This is a genomic window from Belliella marina, assembly GCF_042682445.1.
Lineage (GTDB): Bacteria > Bacteroidota > Bacteroidia > Cytophagales > Cyclobacteriaceae > Belliella > Belliella marina.
In genome coordinates, this window is sequence record NZ_JBHUHR010000027.1 from 126619 (window position 1) to 143240 (window position 16622).

General features: G+C 35.1%; 14 protein-coding genes. 8 read left to right on the forward strand and 6 right to left on the reverse strand.

The genetic code is table 11. The features are described 5' to 3' along the window. Positions 1–10: 10 nt before the first annotated feature. From ACFSKL_RS10260 to ACFSKL_RS10280, 5 genes are all read right to left on the reverse strand, one after another. Positions 11–3874, reverse strand: coding sequence for a Z1 domain-containing protein (locus ACFSKL_RS10260; RefSeq protein WP_376885952.1), 3864 nt, complete (start codon positions 3872–3874; stop codon positions 11–13). After that, positions 3867–5342, reverse strand: coding sequence for an ATP-binding protein (locus ACFSKL_RS10265; RefSeq protein WP_376885953.1), 1476 nt, complete (start codon positions 5340–5342; stop codon positions 3867–3869). The genes ACFSKL_RS10260 and ACFSKL_RS10265 overlap by 8 nt, the downstream gene beginning before the upstream one ends. 634 nt (positions 5343–5976) lie before the next feature. Beyond that, positions 5977–7032, reverse strand: a complete 1056-nt coding sequence (locus ACFSKL_RS10270; protein WP_376885954.1) for a DNA cytosine methyltransferase — start codon at positions 7030–7032, stop codon at positions 5977–5979. After that, positions 7029–8459 (reverse strand): DNA cytosine methyltransferase, encoded by a 1431-nt coding sequence (locus ACFSKL_RS10275; protein WP_376885955.1) that lies wholly within the window; start codon positions 8457–8459, stop codon positions 7029–7031. Before ACFSKL_RS10275 ends, ACFSKL_RS10270 begins: the two co-directional genes overlap by 4 nt. A gap of 551 nt (positions 8460–9010) precedes the next feature. After that, positions 9011–9526: a hypothetical protein gene (locus ACFSKL_RS10280; RefSeq protein WP_376885956.1), complete on the reverse strand. Its 516-nt coding sequence runs from the start codon at positions 9524–9526 to the stop codon at positions 9011–9013. 599 nt (positions 9527–10125) lie between these two features. On the opposite strand from ACFSKL_RS10280, the gene ACFSKL_RS10285 reads away from it, so the two are divergent. The 4 genes from ACFSKL_RS10285 to ACFSKL_RS10300 all read left to right on the forward strand — a co-directional run bounded on the left by ACFSKL_RS10285 (position 10126) and on the right by ACFSKL_RS10300 (position 12892). Continuing rightward, positions 10126–10332, forward strand: coding sequence for a DUF6577 family protein (locus ACFSKL_RS10285; protein ID WP_376886030.1), 207 nt, complete (start codon positions 10126–10128; stop codon positions 10330–10332). 10 nt (positions 10333–10342) lie between these two features. Next, positions 10343–10690, forward strand: a complete 348-nt coding sequence (locus tag ACFSKL_RS10290; RefSeq protein WP_376885957.1) for a hypothetical protein — start codon at positions 10343–10345, stop codon at positions 10688–10690. Positions 10691–10890: 200 nt separating this feature from the next. After that, complete coding sequence (locus ACFSKL_RS10295; protein ID WP_376885958.1) at positions 10891–11664, forward strand: HNH endonuclease; 774 nt, start codon at positions 10891–10893, stop codon at positions 11662–11664. A gap of 226 nt (positions 11665–11890) precedes the next feature. Then, positions 11891–12892: a PDDEXK nuclease domain-containing protein gene (locus ACFSKL_RS10300; RefSeq protein ID WP_376885960.1), complete on the forward strand. Its 1002-nt coding sequence runs from the start codon at positions 11891–11893 to the stop codon at positions 12890–12892. Between the two features lie 104 nt (positions 12893–12996). Here the strand turns inward: ACFSKL_RS10300 and ACFSKL_RS10305 are convergent, their stop codons facing one another. Further along, the gene (locus ACFSKL_RS10305; protein ID WP_376885961.1) at positions 12997–13236 is read right to left on the reverse strand and encodes a hypothetical protein; all 240 of its coding nucleotides are present in this window, start codon (positions 13234–13236) and stop codon (positions 12997–12999) included. Positions 13237–13346: 110 nt separating this feature from the next. On the opposite strand from ACFSKL_RS10305, the gene ACFSKL_RS10310 reads away from it, so the two are divergent. From ACFSKL_RS10310 to ACFSKL_RS10325, 4 genes are all read left to right on the forward strand, one after another. Continuing rightward, complete coding sequence (locus ACFSKL_RS10310) at positions 13347–14228, forward strand: hypothetical protein (protein WP_376885962.1); 882 nt, start codon at positions 13347–13349, stop codon at positions 14226–14228. Between the two features lie 364 nt (positions 14229–14592). Further along, positions 14593–15249 (forward strand): hypothetical protein, encoded by a 657-nt coding sequence (locus ACFSKL_RS10315; protein WP_376885963.1) that lies wholly within the window; start codon positions 14593–14595, stop codon positions 15247–15249. A gap of 234 nt (positions 15250–15483) precedes the next feature. Then, entirely contained in the window at positions 15484–15636 is a 153-nt protein-coding gene (locus ACFSKL_RS10320; RefSeq protein WP_376885965.1) for a hypothetical protein, read from the forward strand. A gap of 475 nt (positions 15637–16111) precedes the next feature. Beyond that, entirely contained in the window at positions 16112–16600 is a 489-nt protein-coding gene (locus tag ACFSKL_RS10325) for a hypothetical protein (RefSeq protein ID WP_376885967.1), read from the forward strand. Positions 16601–16622 lie beyond the last annotated feature (22 nt).

Here is a 16622-nt window from a genome sequence, read left to right on the forward strand (position 1 = left end):
AAGGCCTATTTTACTGGGTAAAAACTGATTTAATTCTATTTATCTTTTCCTGACTATCCAAAAAAAAGAGTGTTTTACGGACAGGATGGTTTTTATCATACAGTACCGCAAATAACTCCTCTGCTAATCCTGCTTTTTTTTCTGCCAACGGGAGATCTCCCGGAACAAGACGTGAAAGTTCAAAATGCAATAGTTCTTTTTCTTTTTGCAAGACAATTGGAAAATATGTGCAAAAAATCAACGCGTCCAAAATCCCTGCGAAAAAAGATCTTTTTATTCCAGTTCCATCAATCTGTTCCTTGCGAGCGATCGCAACCAAGATCTCATACAGGTTGTCGTAAAGCCACAAGTTATCTTCTTCTGGTAAAACGAGTGGAAAGTTGTAAAGAACCTCATTTTTTATAAAGTAGGTATCCTTACGCTGTTCCCCTTTCACCCGTACCCAAGCACCGAACAAAGTTGAATTAAATAATGAAGCCATATATTTTGCACAAGAAATCTCTGGTCTGATCACCCAGCAACTATCTGCAAATATTGCCGGCTGATCATGGTAAGAGAAGGTAACATATCTAGATCTTTTCGGCCCAACAAGACATCCTTTTTGCTCAATAAATTCTTGTTCGGGATTTACGACTACCAATGGAGGCTCATTCAGATAGAACTGCTGAATATCTTTTTCTGAATAGAAAGGAACAGTTAGGTGTCCGACAGCCTTTTCTTTTGCAAGTACCAAATTAACATTGGATGCCAGTTCATGCAAAATATTGTCCGTTTTAGGGTACGTAGGCACCATTCCACTGGAGAATTCAGTTTCGTTCAAAACATTCTGATAGCTATTTTCTATGAGGTCTCTAAATGTTTTTTCACTGAGTGGATAAGTCTGTCTGTATGAATTGTTTTTTTCAGAATCTTCTTCTTCCAACCCCAGATCTTCTATATCCAAATCTTCTGGATAATCATATAGTTGTTCTTTAAAAACATCATTTACTGCATACAAGACTTTTTCTTCATTTTCAATTTCCGGAAAACTAAGTGCAAGTCCTATAATAGGTTGTTCACTATAAGGGGAGTTCTTCGGATCTGGTTTAGGATCTAGTGGATAAATAAGTAACAAAGCGTTCCTTTCATCTCTATTTTTACGGATTCGTAAGGGGCTAGGGTGCTCAGTATTAGTTTCAATTCCTTTTTCTCGTTTATCTCTTTTGGTTGCTTCGAGTGCTTCTTCAAGTTGGTTATCATTCAGATCAATGTATTCATGAAAATTACCGATAATGTGTGCCTTGGTCAATTCATAATACTGCGATCCTTCTTCAGCATCGTTTTTACGGTAAGACAATCCCACCTTTTGATCACCAAATCTTTTAAGAGATTCTTCTTCTACACGGCTGTTATTTACTAGTGCAATTGTCCAATTCACCAATTTTCCTTTTGCGGCTTGTTTTTCTATATACTGCCGAAGCAAACTCGTATTGAAGGATGTTTGCGACGATTGATATTCACTGAGATATTGTATGACTTCCTTATAATTATTCTGCCCCCTCCATACGTATTTTTGTGAGGTCAGATGCTTACTTTTATTGGCTGGACCATTCGTGATTCCGAGTTTCTCGATAAATGACTGGGTTATTTGATGGTTTTTGTCGAACAAATCTTTTCTGATCTTATCAAACTGCCATGTTTCCTCAAGATCACCAGAAAAACTGAAAGACATCATCTTTTTATACCGAAATTTATTAGCTGCAGTGATTGCCAGAACGCCCGCATGAGCTCTTACTTTTAGTCCGTAATCCCTTGGTCTTTTACGAAGTAGCCACATTCTGTCAAATTCCGCCCGCATTTCTTCTGTTGCTGCTGTAATGTGTTTATAATGACTCACCAGATCATTTGTAGTAAACAACCTACACAGGTCTAAATAACCAGGTCTGTAGCCGAACCACCTCCCCATTTGCATTAAGGTGTCGTACATTTTGGAAGCACGTAGATAATAGCTTATTGTAAGTCCTTCAAGTGTGAGGCCTCGTGATAATTTATTCCCTCCAACGGCAATCACTGAAAGTCCCTTTTTCTGATTATCATAATAATCTAATGGTTGAATATTTTCCGGTTCAAGACCACCTAATAGCTTTGATCCATGTACTGCTCGAATACGTATTTTTGTAATCGCTGGGAGCAATTCTGGTTCAATATCATTCCACTTTATTGGCGTAATACCTGAATCAATTATTTCTGGAGATTTTATAATATGTTCGGTTTTAGAAATAAAGTCAATTTCCCACAAATCCTTCAGATCTTCAAAAAAACTGGAGTTTCTGAATTCTATTCTATTTTTATAACGGGACAGTTCATCCTCAACTAGAGATGCTATATGATTCTGCCATTCAACAAAACGTGTTACATGAATAAGCATGGAATTATGAACATTGATCTGTCCACGGACTCTTCTTGCAGCACAGGAAAGTATAAAACATTTTATTGCCTTTTTAAGAGACTCTGGTAGTTCCTTTGGCTTAGCGTCATCTTTTTTATGTCCGTCTGGGATAAAATTATAATTATGATCTTTAATTACTTCTGATATCATACGGCTCTGGTAGTCCAAAGGCTGATAATCTTTTACAGGTTCAAATAGATGGATTGGTTGGAGTGAGTTATTACTTTCGACTTCCTCCTTATCAGTTTCAGAGACTGTATCATATATATCATCTTCGCTCATAATACCGAAAAACTTCTCCGGTCCAATATAATTTGAAGGAGGTGAAATATTAATAATAAAATCTCTTGGGAATAGGTCTTCCCCTATCAAATAATCTTTATTCCCCGCAACTACACAGAGACCTTTTCCTGGTTTTTCATCGTTTTCAGAAAGGGGGATAAATACATTGGCATACGGAGTGGCGGTATAGCCTACATATGCACTTTTCCGAAACAGACTTAGCAAAGCCCTAATAGACCCATTAATTGAAGACACACTGCTTTTACTGATATTAATAGACGCATTATCAGCTTCATCATCAATCAGTAAAAGCGGAAGGTTATTTATAATTCTATTCCCAGAATTTGGTAGATCTTCACCAACTTTTGCTGATAACCATTGAATTAGATTTTTTAAAACGGCATTATTTTTCTTAACAACTACTATTACTGGATCCGTCCCTCTAAGATTTAGGTTTATCGTTTCCGCCACATTTCTATGAAAATCACCATTCAAAGCACTACTGGTAAGAGAATGTGCAGGGACATTCGGATCTAGTCGTCCCACTCCTATACGATTTGTAGACTGGCTGAAACTACGAGTGGTTTCTGTATCGTAACCAAGAAACCCCTCGTCTATTCGCAATTGAGTCTGACTACGCAGCGAACTGTGAATACCAGCAAGTACAATGATAAATTTATAACCTGCATCAGCAGCTTTTGTAATTAATCCAATATAGTTGGAAGTTTTTCCCGATTGAACGTGACCTACCACCAATCCTCGTTTATCAAATTCATCATGACCCTCAGGGTCAGACAACCTGTCTAAAATATTATTCGTCAAATCATCAAGTCGGGAAATAACTTTTGGTGCTATTTTTTTATCGTCTGCAAGATAGTTCTGATATCGTTTCCAGAACCTCCTGCTATTTGCCATTTGGGACCATTTGTCTACAACCCAGGGTTCGATCTTTTCATTGTCGAGAATACGGGAAACCTCCTGCGTTATTCCTGTAACTTCCACTAATCGGGATAACAACATTTTTTTGTCATCTTCATCAAGCGATAACAATTGTTTAACTTTATTGATAACCTCTTTTATCTTTTCTGTGGTTGCCGGCGGATCAATATCTAGAAGGTTTCGGCATATTTTCTGAGCCTGTTCTAAAATATTTCTATCACTCATAGCTTAAAGTTTCGATTAATTGTGGATAATCACTGAAGGGTTCTGTCATTAATAGCTTTTTTTTAATCAGGTCACCTGCCAGTCCCTGTTTTTTCCAGCCTTCGGATAATTCTTTCATTAACGAAGTAATTTCGGTATCTGGAATCATTTCGAATGGGCGCATCATATTATCAGGGTATTCATGCTCTTTTGCAATAATTGAAGAACCCGGGACTGTTTGTTCAATAAGGCGAAGTAATTTCTGTATATCTTTTTTTTTGTCTGCAGACTTTAAAACAAAAGATGCAATAAAAGGATGATCTTGATTGATCCTGAAAAAAAAACGTCCATCTTTTACCATCTCTTTCCATACAAATGAAAAATCTCCAGATAAAGATCGCTGAACCTGCTTTCCTCTATGACGAAAAACCTGTTCTGCCTGGGTGACTGTTGCCATGGTAATAGCTTTCAGATAATGTCTCAAAGTAAGGGGGGGGCTGGCTCTCGATTTTTTTATATCTATCTGCCACTCATGGTCAAAGTGATTAGGTAGATCAATCATAATTCTTGCTAACTTATAATGAGGTTTTTTTCGTATTAATCCCAGCCAATCTGCAGCCAACAATAACCGCTCATTTCGGTATACATAAAAACCTTGTAAAGAGTCCCATCCACCTCTTTCTTCATTTTCTGACCAAATATCTTCTCCTAATTTGGAGCGGTGAGGGAGAATATAGGATTTTATACGTATTTCTCCATTTTCCAACAATTCATCTGGGAGAGGTTGTGTAGCGATTTCCCCACGAAGAAACGGATCCCAGGCTCTTACAGCCACACCATTAAAAATGATTTGCAGTTTTCCAGTTTCCAGATACCTATGAAAAACCATTTCGATATGGCGCTTTACTTTTTCAGCGACTAAATAAAAATCATCCTCTGAATATCCCTCTTTATCTAACTCAATAACCCTGTCCAAATTATCCCATATCACAACTGTGCCACTTATCATCTTTCCTGCTTTAAGCAAATCATCTTTCTCAGCCTTCTGGAGTATTGTCCAGCCTTCCGTATCAGGAGCAGTAATATAATCCAAATCCCAACACCAATAACTTAATTTTTGTGTTTTCTTCCGAGACAAAACTGTAAGCATACGGCATTGCGATAAAGAAGCTGTTTTCAAACCTAAACCAAATCGTCCTAAATCATTATTTTTCCGCTCTGATGCAGGACTTTGACTTCCTGGACGCATCGCACGTACCAGCTGTTCTTCAGTCATTCCTAGACCATCATCCGAAATAACTATGCGAGATTGAACTCCATTCCACAAGAAATCAATAGAAACTTTTGTTGCCCTGGCAAAAATGGCATTATCAATAATATCAGCAACAGCTGTTTCTGTTGAATAACCTAGATCCCGTAGGCTTTCCATCATTGAAGCTGCAAATGGTGCTGCCTCACGCATTTTTATGTTATCATATTTACTTGACATAAAACGTTTTCGATTACAATTCTACAAAAGTTAGTATCGATACTCATTCCATTTTGTTACAGTGGACAAACAGAACAACAAGATCGTGGACCGAATTGATTAATCTTTTAACTTCCCCACCATTCTGTAACGAAATTACTTATATAATTTCAGCAAAACCGTTCTCCCATTCTCAATACACTTTTTTAAATTCAGACCGTATACTTTAAAGGAATTCCCCTGAAGTTAGTTTGTTTATTTCTCAATCCAGAATTTCTTTCCCCAATATAAGAAACGTATAGCTTTCTTCTGCTTTCAATTTAGTTAAACTATTCTAATCTAAGTCGATTTTATTTATAGTTAAATGTATTGTTAATCCAATCCGAAACAATCCGTACATAACTTTGACATACTGCGAAGAAATGTTGTATTAACCTGTAAGGCATAAACTGTTTACGATCTTATTCAATTCTTATGAGTTCGTTATTCAACAAAAAATTCTGTCAACATTAGATTCAGCTAAATTGGATTTTTAATGTAATCTGTACTTAACTATAACCATTGGATTCCCTCCCCCCCCATAACTGTAAAACATATTAATAAAAAGACCAATAATTAACATGAGACAACTTTTGCTCCGGTCCGTGTTTTTAATCTACAAAGTTTGTATTTTACATTTTACAAATAAGTAGTGAAGCAAAGCATAGCCAGTGTTTACACTTAGTGCATTACCAGCCTGTTTATATATCTGATGTTCACTAACTCCTGAATTGATCGCATTCTGGTAAAATTCAGCATTGAATCCCTGTAATTTTAATGCTTCCCAAGGTGTAAGTTTTCTAACAGGGACCTTGAAAAGAACTTCTTTCGAAGTATCCTTTTGTGAATTGTTGTTCAGAATGAAGTCATCAGAATAATAATTATCTTGACAAGCTCTATGCATCTTTACCATTGTAGCAGTAAGAGTTCTTGCTATATCCAGATCTATTTGGGACTTACTTTTGAAATTTTTTGAGCCATCAGCAAGAATAGTATGCTTAATCTTTTCAGAGAGATAATACTTTTGATCTACCTCTTTATCCAGTACATCTCTGACATCTTTATATGTGTTTAAAGAGTGCTTCTTTATAGAATTGAAATTGTTTATAATCGCTTCCTCACTCAAATCAATATCAAGTTTCTTTTTGCTGCAAACAAAAAATACTCTCGCTCTACGCTGGGGTAGTCCATAGTTGCGAGTATCTAGAAGAACATAATTGACATATTTATATTGATGACCTTTGAAAAAATCAAGTATTTTCCCTAAAGTTTCTCCTTTATTATGCTGAAGTATATTTCTTACATTTTCAAGTACTACAAATTTTGGTTGCTTTTTTACCAATAACTCATGTATACTAAACAATATTTTTCCCCGCTCATCTTCAAGTCCAAGTTGCTTACCGAGTAGACTGAATGCTTGGCAAGGAAACCCTCCGAGTAACAGGTCGAAATCTTCAAGTTGATTTATTCTTTCCTTTTCAGAAGTGAATTCAACTATATTATTCATACATGTTTCCCCGTTAATCACATAGTTACTACCATAGGATTTGAGTGCATAAGGATCTATTTCGGAGAATGCGGTGCATTTCAAACGGACATCAGTATCTTTTGATATTAGATCGGCTGATTGTCTGAAGCCACCTATTCCTGAAAATAATTCGGCATATTTCATTGAATATAGTTTTTAATTTCTTTGCCAATTACCTCAGCCAGTTTGACTGGAACGGCATTTCCAATTTGCTGATACCAGCTGTTGAGATTACCCCTGAAAATATAGTCATCTGGAAAAGTCTGAATTCTTGCCGCTTCTCTTGGACTCAATCCACGTGCTTCTTCGGGGTGTATATACATGTGACAATCAAATCTCATGTGAGAGGTAATGGTCTTTGATACTTCATCCCGCTTTAACCTGTAATATTTGTCCTTGAAAATATGTTTTCTATTTTTATAAACCAGAATATCCTGTATACTATCATGCAACGAATTTGCACCTTCAGGTAATCGTTTGAAGATTTCCAAATCATTTTCATTATTGTATCGTGATCTGTGATTCCATAAATAGTCAACTTTACGTCCCCCATTTATTTCTGTCAGAAATTCATTTTGTTCGAGCGATATACTTCGGACATTATATCCATTTATTTCACTTTCATAATCTACATTGAGCTTAATTGGATTAGTCTGTATATGAGGTAAACCGAAAAGAACATCACGTAGTTTATATCCTTTGTCTTCATTTTGCCTGTAGGTAAGCCTTGTTTTTATCTGTTCTATATCAAACACATTTTTCCCTCCAATCAGAAAATAACGTATCCTACTTTGTGGAACACCAAAATGTTTAGCATCGAGTATCAATGGATTAAAAAAATATTCGCTATTTGTTGCATTTTTAATATCTTCTTTAATTTGTTCTTCTACCTTTTTCATTCCACGAACATTCTCCATTATGAAAAAATCAGGTTTGATCAGACCAAGTAACTGAACAAATTGCTTATATAATACATTGCGTTTATCCTCAATAAAACGCTTTTCCTGATTTTCTGAATTTATCGTAAAGTTTTGACGATTAGCCGTTGAAAAACCTTGACAAGGTGGTCCACCAGCTATAAGTTTTACACCCTCAAACAGGTGTAGGAAGTCTGCAACATTATTGACAAGTTCAGCTATATCACCATAATAAAATCTGTCCAGGCTAAGAAAATGATTGAAGTAGTAAGTTTCAAGTGCCTCTAAATAATTATCATTTACAAAAGAGGGAGTAAATCCTGCATTTATTAAACCCTGGCTAAGGCCGCCAGCGCCACTGAAGAAATCTGCGAATAACAAGTCTGACTTTGGATGTACTTTTAATTCTGGCAGGTACTTTTTTAATAAAGGGTGATCTTTTGCATTATTCTTTCTAAGAGTATAATACACGTTGTTAAAATTCTTAAATAATGTTTCTGTAAGTTCAGTCTCATATTCACATGGGATTTCTGTACCTTCAGTTTCTTCAACGCATATACTTTCATATTGAAGAATTTTAGAAATTTCTTCAAATAGTTTTTTCGATTTTTCTCTGAACTTATTTTTATTGTATTTATAATAAAATTCAAGCATTTAATGAATTATTTAAGAGTATTGGTTAAGAAGGCGGATTTCAGATATCACTTCATAATCTCTATAACTCCTAAGTCAACATTTGTTGGCTCCAGTTTGCTCTTTACACCTTTTCCAACATTCCAGTTTATTTTAACTATTGCCGTTCTGTACATCTGGGAAAACTAAATAGCACTTATAATCTTCATAGCTATAAAAAGCATTACTTTATTAAATAAAACTGTTATATACTTGGGTAAAATAATATATGTTAGACCAAATATTTTTCCATGAAGTCCATACCTCAATCAATCATTTTGAAAACAGGAACATACTTGCTTGAAAATTCAGCTTTTTATCCTTTATTAAATTTTATCCTCTTTTACTTTACACATCTACAATTATTTATTTTAAACAAAAAGATCATTTTTTAGCATCTAATAACCAGGTTATCTTTATCATTGGTACATAGAGTCTACACAGTTTTGTCTAAGCTAACTTTACACCATTTCATTTCTAGGATTCATGAACTGCTCAGAGGATTCATTAGATATTCATTAGTTTTGTTTTGTTTAGATCTGAATTAATTCTTTTCTGGCTATATTGAGGCGCAACCCCCATTTTGCATCAAATACCCATTTTTCCAATCCTTGCAGATCGAACAAATTATAGTTAGTATTTACTACTTTTTTTGCAAAGTCTATAAATGATGATAACATTTTACATTCGAACAACTCAAGCAAAAAAACAAAGTGCTTTGTAACAGCTACGTTTCTGATAGTTTTGAAATATGTAATCAGCTTTTGTGAGCTTATATATGCACGTCTAATAAGCCAAATAAGTTCATCGTAGCCGATTGAATATCGTGGTTGATCAAAACAATCCGCTATGGTGATCTGATACCGGAAGCTTCCATACCTATTCCACCTAAACTCAACCTCTCTATGAACTAAATTTTCAAATTTCTGGTTGAGTTGTTTTTCAATATTCGAAAATTTAAAAAGCTGTATTTCGTGATCACCTAGTAGTTTCAAAAACTCTAACTGAGTTTTGGTAAGATTTGCAGAAATGTACACACTGTCAGCCATAATTACTGTTTAAGGAATCAAAAGCCCTAAAAAATGAGTCTTTTGATTCTTCAATTGGTAAATGTAATGAGAATTTTATAATTTTTATCCTTTATAAACGATTAAATATGCTAACCTTTGATCATTTATCATTGGCTTCATTTTTAACTGAATCATATCCTAATTCTCATATTTTATTTACATATGATTCTACAGCACTATGTCGTTTTCCACCTTTAGGATGAACTCAATTTCATACAGCTTTCATACTCTGGATCAAGCTTAGGGAAATCTCTTTTTAAAACCTTGAAATTTAAGAATTAGTGATTGTTTTGGACATAGTCAAAACAAAAACCGGTTTACTCTTTATTTTTTTCAGAATTGAAGGTTACCAAACATATATCCAAACTAAACCATCTTATCCCCTTGAGTAGATTCTCTTTCTTTCCTTTTCAGCGAGGCGGACTCTTGAAACTACAAAGTAAATTCAAACCATTCAAGCTGGACTAACTAAGGGGATTTTATCCTTTCAAATGTGGAATACCTTTCTATCAGGTATTCGGAAAAGCATTTGCTTTTCTTGATCTTGAGGGTAAAATCTATGTGCCTACCTTGGGAAAATATTGATAGACGTGTACAGAAATGCGGTAACCTGCTGTGCCATAAGGGGAAGCGAAATGAAAACCCTGTTTGAAAATGCGTTAAAACGCTATCAGATCAACTTTACCAAACTCATCAGTTTCGCAAGAAGAGAAAATAAAGAGGAACAAATTAAAAGCTACTTAGAAAACAACTTTGATGAATCTGTTAAAGATATTTTAAGATGATAAAAGAACATTGTTTTACCAAAAGTATGAATCAACGGTTTTAAGCAAGTTTGAAGGCTTTTTGATAGCCGGGAACTTCAAAATTGAAGAGGTCATACTTGCAGCTGGTAAGGTAGCCTACACTGCGAGACGATCAAAGAACCAAGATTTTTCAGAGGAATTTAATGGTCAGGACATCAGTAAGTTAGAAATATCGGGTGAGCTAAACTTTCTTAACAAGCTTAAAAAGTTAAGAGACAAAACAGCTTTTTTTATTGGTACAATGCGTCGAATTAAAAATCATCCCGATATTGATCAGCACAAACTGACTAATCAGCCCAGATTGAGAGTTTTTGTTTACGATTGTCGGAATCGTTAAAGACGGTGGCAAATTAAATTAATGTGGGAAGAAAAAATGATAGTTGCTCAGGACACTATAGAATCAATCTGTTATTTTTACATAAAATGTAGCAATAGAACAGAAATCATCAATAAATCTGATACTTCCCAACAACATAGGTGTCTTTCTGAAGAATGTGATTTTGAATTTATATTATAATTTGACAATAAAGATGAAATATGAAAGAAGGGCAAAAGCTATGGACAAGAGAAGAATTAATTTTAGTGGTAAATTTATACTGCAAATTACCTTTTGGTAGGTTACATCGACTAAACCCGGAAGTAATTCATCTAGCCGATCTAATTGGACGAACACCAAGCTCTGTAGCTTACAAGCTTGTAAATTTCGCGAGTCTTGACCCAAGTTTACAAGCAAGAGGAATTAAAGGCGCTTCAAATGCAAGTAAGCTTGATTCTGAAATTTGGAACGAGTTTTTTAATAATTGGGATGTTTTGCCTTTTGAAAGTGAAAAACTATTGGCGTATTTTGAAAATACGACCGTTGAACGGCTGAATCACATTCCAGAAATGGATGTGCCAAAAGAAGGAAAAACAAGAGAACAAATAGTAAAAGCCAGGGTAAATCAATCATTCTTTAGAAGTTCGATTTTGGCTTCCTACAATAATACCTGTTGCATAACTGGAATTCGGCAACCGGAATTACTAATTGCTGGCCACATCAAACCGTGGAGTATTGACGAAAAGAACAGATTAAACCCCCAAAATGGAATTGCCATAAATGCACTGCATGACAAGGCTTTTGAAACAGGTTTGATGACGATTACAACCGACTTTAAAGTAAAAATTTCCCCAACTCTATTTAAACAAAAGAAATCAAAATCTATCGATGACTATTTTTTAAAATTGGACAATCAAAACATTATTTTGCCTGATAGATTTCTTCCATCCAAAGACTTCTTAGATTGGCATTACACACATGTTTTCAAGAAATAAGTTGGATGTCTGGAAACCCTCCTAAGGCGGACATGTAAATGCGGATAAATTTGTAGTCTGTTTTTAAATGGTAGAACAGGTTTGGATAAGAGTTGTCCTTCAATTATCTCAAAACATAAATTTTATGGCAAAGTTGTAAAATCGACTTTATCTTTTTGCCTTCCAAGCAAAAAATGACGTAACAGAAATTGTTACCTTTACATAATTAAATTGATTTACTGTTGTAATGTCGTTATCTAAACAAAAATACACAGAACTTATTGACAGCATCGGCTCTACCTTACAAAGAGCAAGGGAAAATGCTGTTAAGGCAGTCAATAGAGAATTGGTGAAAGCCAACTGGGAAATTGGTCAATATATCGTGGAATACGAGCAAGACGGAAAAGAAAAAGCAGAATATGGAAGTGCTTTATTGACGAGTTTGGCAAAAGACCTGAAAATAAAATATGGCAAGGGCTTTAGTAAAAGTAGCATCTATCTTTGCAGACAGTTTTATATCAAATATCCAATTTTCCAGACGGTGTCTGGAAAATTGAGTTGGAGTCATTTTGCTGAATTATTAACGGTATCAGACGATTTGGCGAGAAGTTTTTATGAACAGCAATCCATCAAAGAAAATTGGGGAGCAAGAGAAATGAAACGCCAAATAGATTCAGCATTGTTTCAACGATTAGCGTTGAGCAAAGATAAAAAAGGCGTTTTAGCATTAGCAGAAAAAGGTCAGGAAATAGCAACATCTAAAGACATCATAAAAGACCCTTACGTTTTTGAGTTTCTTGAATTACCAATGGACACTATCGTCCAAGAAAGAGCCTTGGAAAAGAAACTCATTGACAACCTTCAACAATTCTTGTTGGAACTTGGTAAAGGTTTTTCTTTCGTCAAACAGCAGTTCAAAATCACATTAGACAACGAACATAATTTTATTGACCTTGTTTTCTATCACCGAATACTCAAATGTTTTGTTCTTATCGACCTGAAAACAAGAAAAGTGAAACACCAAGACATCGGGCAAATGAACCTTTATCTAAACTACTTCAGAGAAGAAGAAAACACCGAAGGCGACAACGAACCTATAGGGATTATCATCGCAGCAGACAAGCACGAATATACCGTTAAATATGCAACAGGTGGGCTAACCACCAAGATTTTTGTTTCAAAATATCAGTTGTATTTACCCGACCAAAAACAGTTGGAAGAAAAGGTAAAGGAAATAATTGAGCGATAAAAAGAAGTGAGACCGTACAATCGAGGTAAAGGCAAATCCTATCCTTTCATATCTCACTGCTTGTCCCGTCATACGGGGGTATACTGTATGTACCATACTCCAGCTCATTGCAGAAGCTCATATTTTGTAGTCGGATAATCCGTTTTTGTATCTGTCCGAGCAAGTCCAAGTCCTAGAATTAATTTTTTGTAAAGATGCATCATGGATATTCCGGAGCATAGCCTGTCCCGAATCTCGGGACTGACCCTAAAGTAGGAATTCCGATAAGATCCTCGAACCTGTTGCTCTGGGATATCCATCATAGAAATAAGTTGGATGTCTGAAAACCCACCTAAGGCGGGCATGTAAATACGGATAAATTTGCTAATTTTAGAGGGATTCCCACCATTCGATAGGGCAGGTGTAAAAGGGTTGGACTAAAAACTGGCAGAGGCTTTTTTCACAGTCTAACGTTATGATCAGTTTACAACATTACAAAAATCATCCACAAATGGGAAGCTGGGGTACAGGAATATCTTCAAATGATATATTCGAAGACATAAAAGATGAATTCTTCGAACTATACAATGATGGGTATGAGCCAAATGAAATAGCTCAAAAACTTATTGATTCCAATCAAGAGATTGTCAACGATTATGAGGAAGCTAACAATTTTTGGTTTGCGTTAGCTCTTTGCCAGTGGGAATGCAAATTGCTTGAACCAAGAATCCTTATGCGTGTAACTCAGATAATTGAATCAGGAAATGACATTAAACTTTGGAAGGAACTTGGGGCTGATAAATCTGAGGTTACAAAGAGGAAGAAAATTCTTGAAAAATTCCTCGAAAAGCTCAATTCTGAGAAGAAAAATCCGAAAAGAAGGGAAAAGAAAATATTTAGAGATTCTATTTTTAAAAAAGGTCATTGCCTTAGCGTCCAACTTTCTAACGGATTATTCGGAGCAGCTTTCGTTTTAGAATCCGAAGAACAAACCGAATATGGACTTAACCTAATTGCACTTTGCGATTACATTTCAGATAAAACTCCGACAGTCGAATTTTTCGAAAAGGCAAACGTCTTGTTTTCAAAAGATCAAGATTCACCAGATACCTATAAAGATTATCCACTAGTTAGTTGGTATATGGCTCCTCATTATAAAGCTAATGAGGTAGATTTGAAAATTATTGGTTCAATAGAAATAAAGAAATCATATAATAATGAAAGGGATTACATGAGATATGTCCATTGGAAATATATTCCTAGTCAAATTGAAGACCAAGCTGAACTTGTTGCCAAACATGGAGAAATAAAAATGAAATTGAAATTGAGCTCACTAAGAATAAAAACATGGCTATAACAACACCTAAGAAAATATGGGGCGGTCAGTGGGATACGAAAGGGTTGTTCCCCGAACCAACTTCAGCTAAGAAGGACAGGCAATCGCTCCGAAATGCCCCACGTTTCTTAGCTGTGAACCGTGTGTGACTTGAATCAGCCCCTAGGCTGAATGCTTTGAAATGGATGGAGGACTATTGGGCAACCAGTAGAGAGGCCCCCCGATGGCGGTTTGCCGAAGCAGCCATCAAACTACCTTGCGCTGCATAATTGGGAAGCCAATATGTGGTGAGTGGTAAGGAAAAACGGGGACTTTGATTCCCGTAGGTGAGAGTGCAATTCCATTGCCTGAATCCGATTGTAAGTAATTTAAACCAATCTAACATATGAGAAAAATCATTCTACTATTGACATTAGTCCTAACGAATAATGTATTATCTGCGCAAAATCAAGAATGGTTGACTTACAATTTAGACTCAATAATTTCAATTGAAATGCCAAATGAAGTTTTTGAATTAGATACAATTGCACAAGGAATGAGAATGTATCAAATATACTCTTATACAGAAAACTCAACATTTATTGCTCAAAAATCACTTTTTGAAAAAGAGAGCCAAAATGAAGACCTTTCAAGACTACCTTATAACTTAAAAAGTCTTATAGAACAATATAATGGAACGATTGACGGAATTGCGTCTAGTATTCCTTATGAGTTAGAATCTCGAGAACTGATTGAAAAAGAAGGCTATAAAGGTTACCGACTAAAGTTTAAAGATTCATTAAATAATCCAACTTATCAAGTAGAGTTGTATTTACTAAATAAACATCTTTATTCTTTTTATTATATTGGTTTAGAGAATTTTGACAATAACGAAAAGGAATTATTCTTTAACTCTATAAAGATAAATCCTAACCAAGAAATCAGTCAATATCTTGGAAAGGCACAGAGTTATAGAATTGGATATTTATTCGGAAAATATTTCTTCTATATTTTAATATTTGGAGTAATAATATACTTTATAGTAAGAAAGAAAAAGAAATAAAGGAATTTTCAGCTGTATTTGATGATAAAAAAGTTACATTATTTCAATATCTGAGATATAAAAGACGTTATTTCAAAGGAATTAAAAATTTGTTTGACATTTATATTGAGATCGTAGATGGAGCTTTGATTTTTGACAATTCGTATGGTAAACACGAACTGATAGCGCAAAAAATAGAACACGAACCACTATTAATTGTCGATTCAGAAAAATTTAATCTATTAAAGAAAAGCTATGAGCAACAGAGACAAGCAAATGGAACTTAAAGACAAGATTGTCAAGGGACTTGATAAAGTTTATGAAAGACTTCTTGAGTTTAAAAAAGAGAAAAAAAGTGAACTGGTTATTATGCAAGGTGGAAAAATTGTGAAAATTAAACCTGAATAAGAACATTATTGCTTAAAATTAACCCTAGTAAAAAACAACTCTTATACTAAGCCCTATCAGAGCTTTTTATTGGTATTTATGAATGCATAGCATTTGTCTAGTGGCTGCCTGCCCTCCGGGAGACGTATTGACTGTCTTGTGCGACGTGGCGTACATCCGCTGGGCGTAGGGGTTGCTAGATTTGCCAAAATTTTGTGTCATCAATGATTAATCTACAATAACCTAAACATACATATGAAAAGCAGGGAAATCGCTTTTATCCAAAAAACCCTCCTAAGGCGGGCATGTAAATACGGATAAATTTGCTAATTTTAGAGGGATTCCCGCCATTCGGTAGGGCAGGTGTAAAAAAGTTGGACTTAAAAACTGGCAGAGGCTTTTCCCATAACCTGTCCCGTACTGTGGGAGTCTGCCGTTAGCTGTAAGCTAAACGGAAAATTCAAGAACCATGGAGTTAAAGAGTAATTAAATATTTATGAAGAATTTGAATGTTAAAAAACATATCCTATTAAACCTGTGTGTATGTTTTGTGCTTTTTTCTTGTTCAAAAGACAATGATGATTACGAACTCAGTGAAGGACCAATAGTGAACAATATTGTGTTGTCAGTCAAAGACACTAATGGCAATGATTTGCTAAGCCCGAGTAATTCAATACATTTCGCAGAGGAAAATATTTCACTGGAACATCTAACATATGATGGGAAGGAAACCTCTAAAAATTTTAAAATTATAAAACACCGATACAATGAGTTATACATATTAAATTTTGAATCAAATCTAAAAGTTTTCGATTCAAAATCTAAAACGATTGTTCATTGGGACGGTATTTTATCAGATACCATAGAAGTTGAGTTTTCTAAAGACCTTTCGAAGGTTCTAAAAATTTCGGCAAATAATATTCCTATTTGGCATCACCTTCAAGCAAGCAGCTTGCCTCCCACAATAGTAAATAGTGGCCATTGAGAGATAGCCAACAGTTAATCGA

Bases quoted from the DNA above. Each gene is read 5' to 3' on its own strand.
- ACFSKL_RS10260 (WP_376885952.1), bottom strand. From the start codon at position 3,874: ATGAGTGATAGAAATATTTTAGAACAGGCTCAGAAAATATGCCGAAAC.
- ACFSKL_RS10265 (WP_376885953.1), bottom strand. From the start codon at position 5,342: ATGTCAAGTAAATATGATAACATAAAAATGCGTGAGGCAGCACCATTT.
- ACFSKL_RS10270 (WP_376885954.1), bottom strand. From the start codon at position 7,032: ATGAAATATGCCGAATTATTTTCAGGAATAGGTGGCTTCAGACAATCA.
- ACFSKL_RS10275 (WP_376885955.1), bottom strand. From the start codon at position 8,459: ATGCTTGAATTTTATTATAAATACAATAAAAATAAGTTCAGAGAAAAA.
- ACFSKL_RS10280 (WP_376885956.1), bottom strand. From the start codon at position 9,526: ATGGCTGACAGTGTGTACATTTCTGCAAATCTTACCAAAACTCAGTTA.
- ACFSKL_RS10295 (WP_376885958.1), top strand. From the start codon at position 10,891: ATGAAAGAAGGGCAAAAGCTATGGACAAGAGAAGAATTAATTTTAGTG.
- ACFSKL_RS10300 (WP_376885960.1), top strand. From the start codon at position 11,891: ATGTCGTTATCTAAACAAAAATACACAGAACTTATTGACAGCATCGGC.
- ACFSKL_RS10305 (WP_376885961.1), bottom strand. From the start codon at position 13,236: ATGCCCGCCTTAGGTGGGTTTTCAGACATCCAACTTATTTCTATGATG.
- ACFSKL_RS10310 (WP_376885962.1), top strand. From the start codon at position 13,347: ATGATCAGTTTACAACATTACAAAAATCATCCACAAATGGGAAGCTGG.
- ACFSKL_RS10315 (WP_376885963.1), top strand. From the start codon at position 14,593: ATGAGAAAAATCATTCTACTATTGACATTAGTCCTAACGAATAATGTA.
- ACFSKL_RS10320 (WP_376885965.1), top strand. From the start codon at position 15,484: ATGAGCAACAGAGACAAGCAAATGGAACTTAAAGACAAGATTGTCAAG.
- ACFSKL_RS10325 (WP_376885967.1), top strand. From the start codon at position 16,112: ATGAAGAATTTGAATGTTAAAAAACATATCCTATTAAACCTGTGTGTA.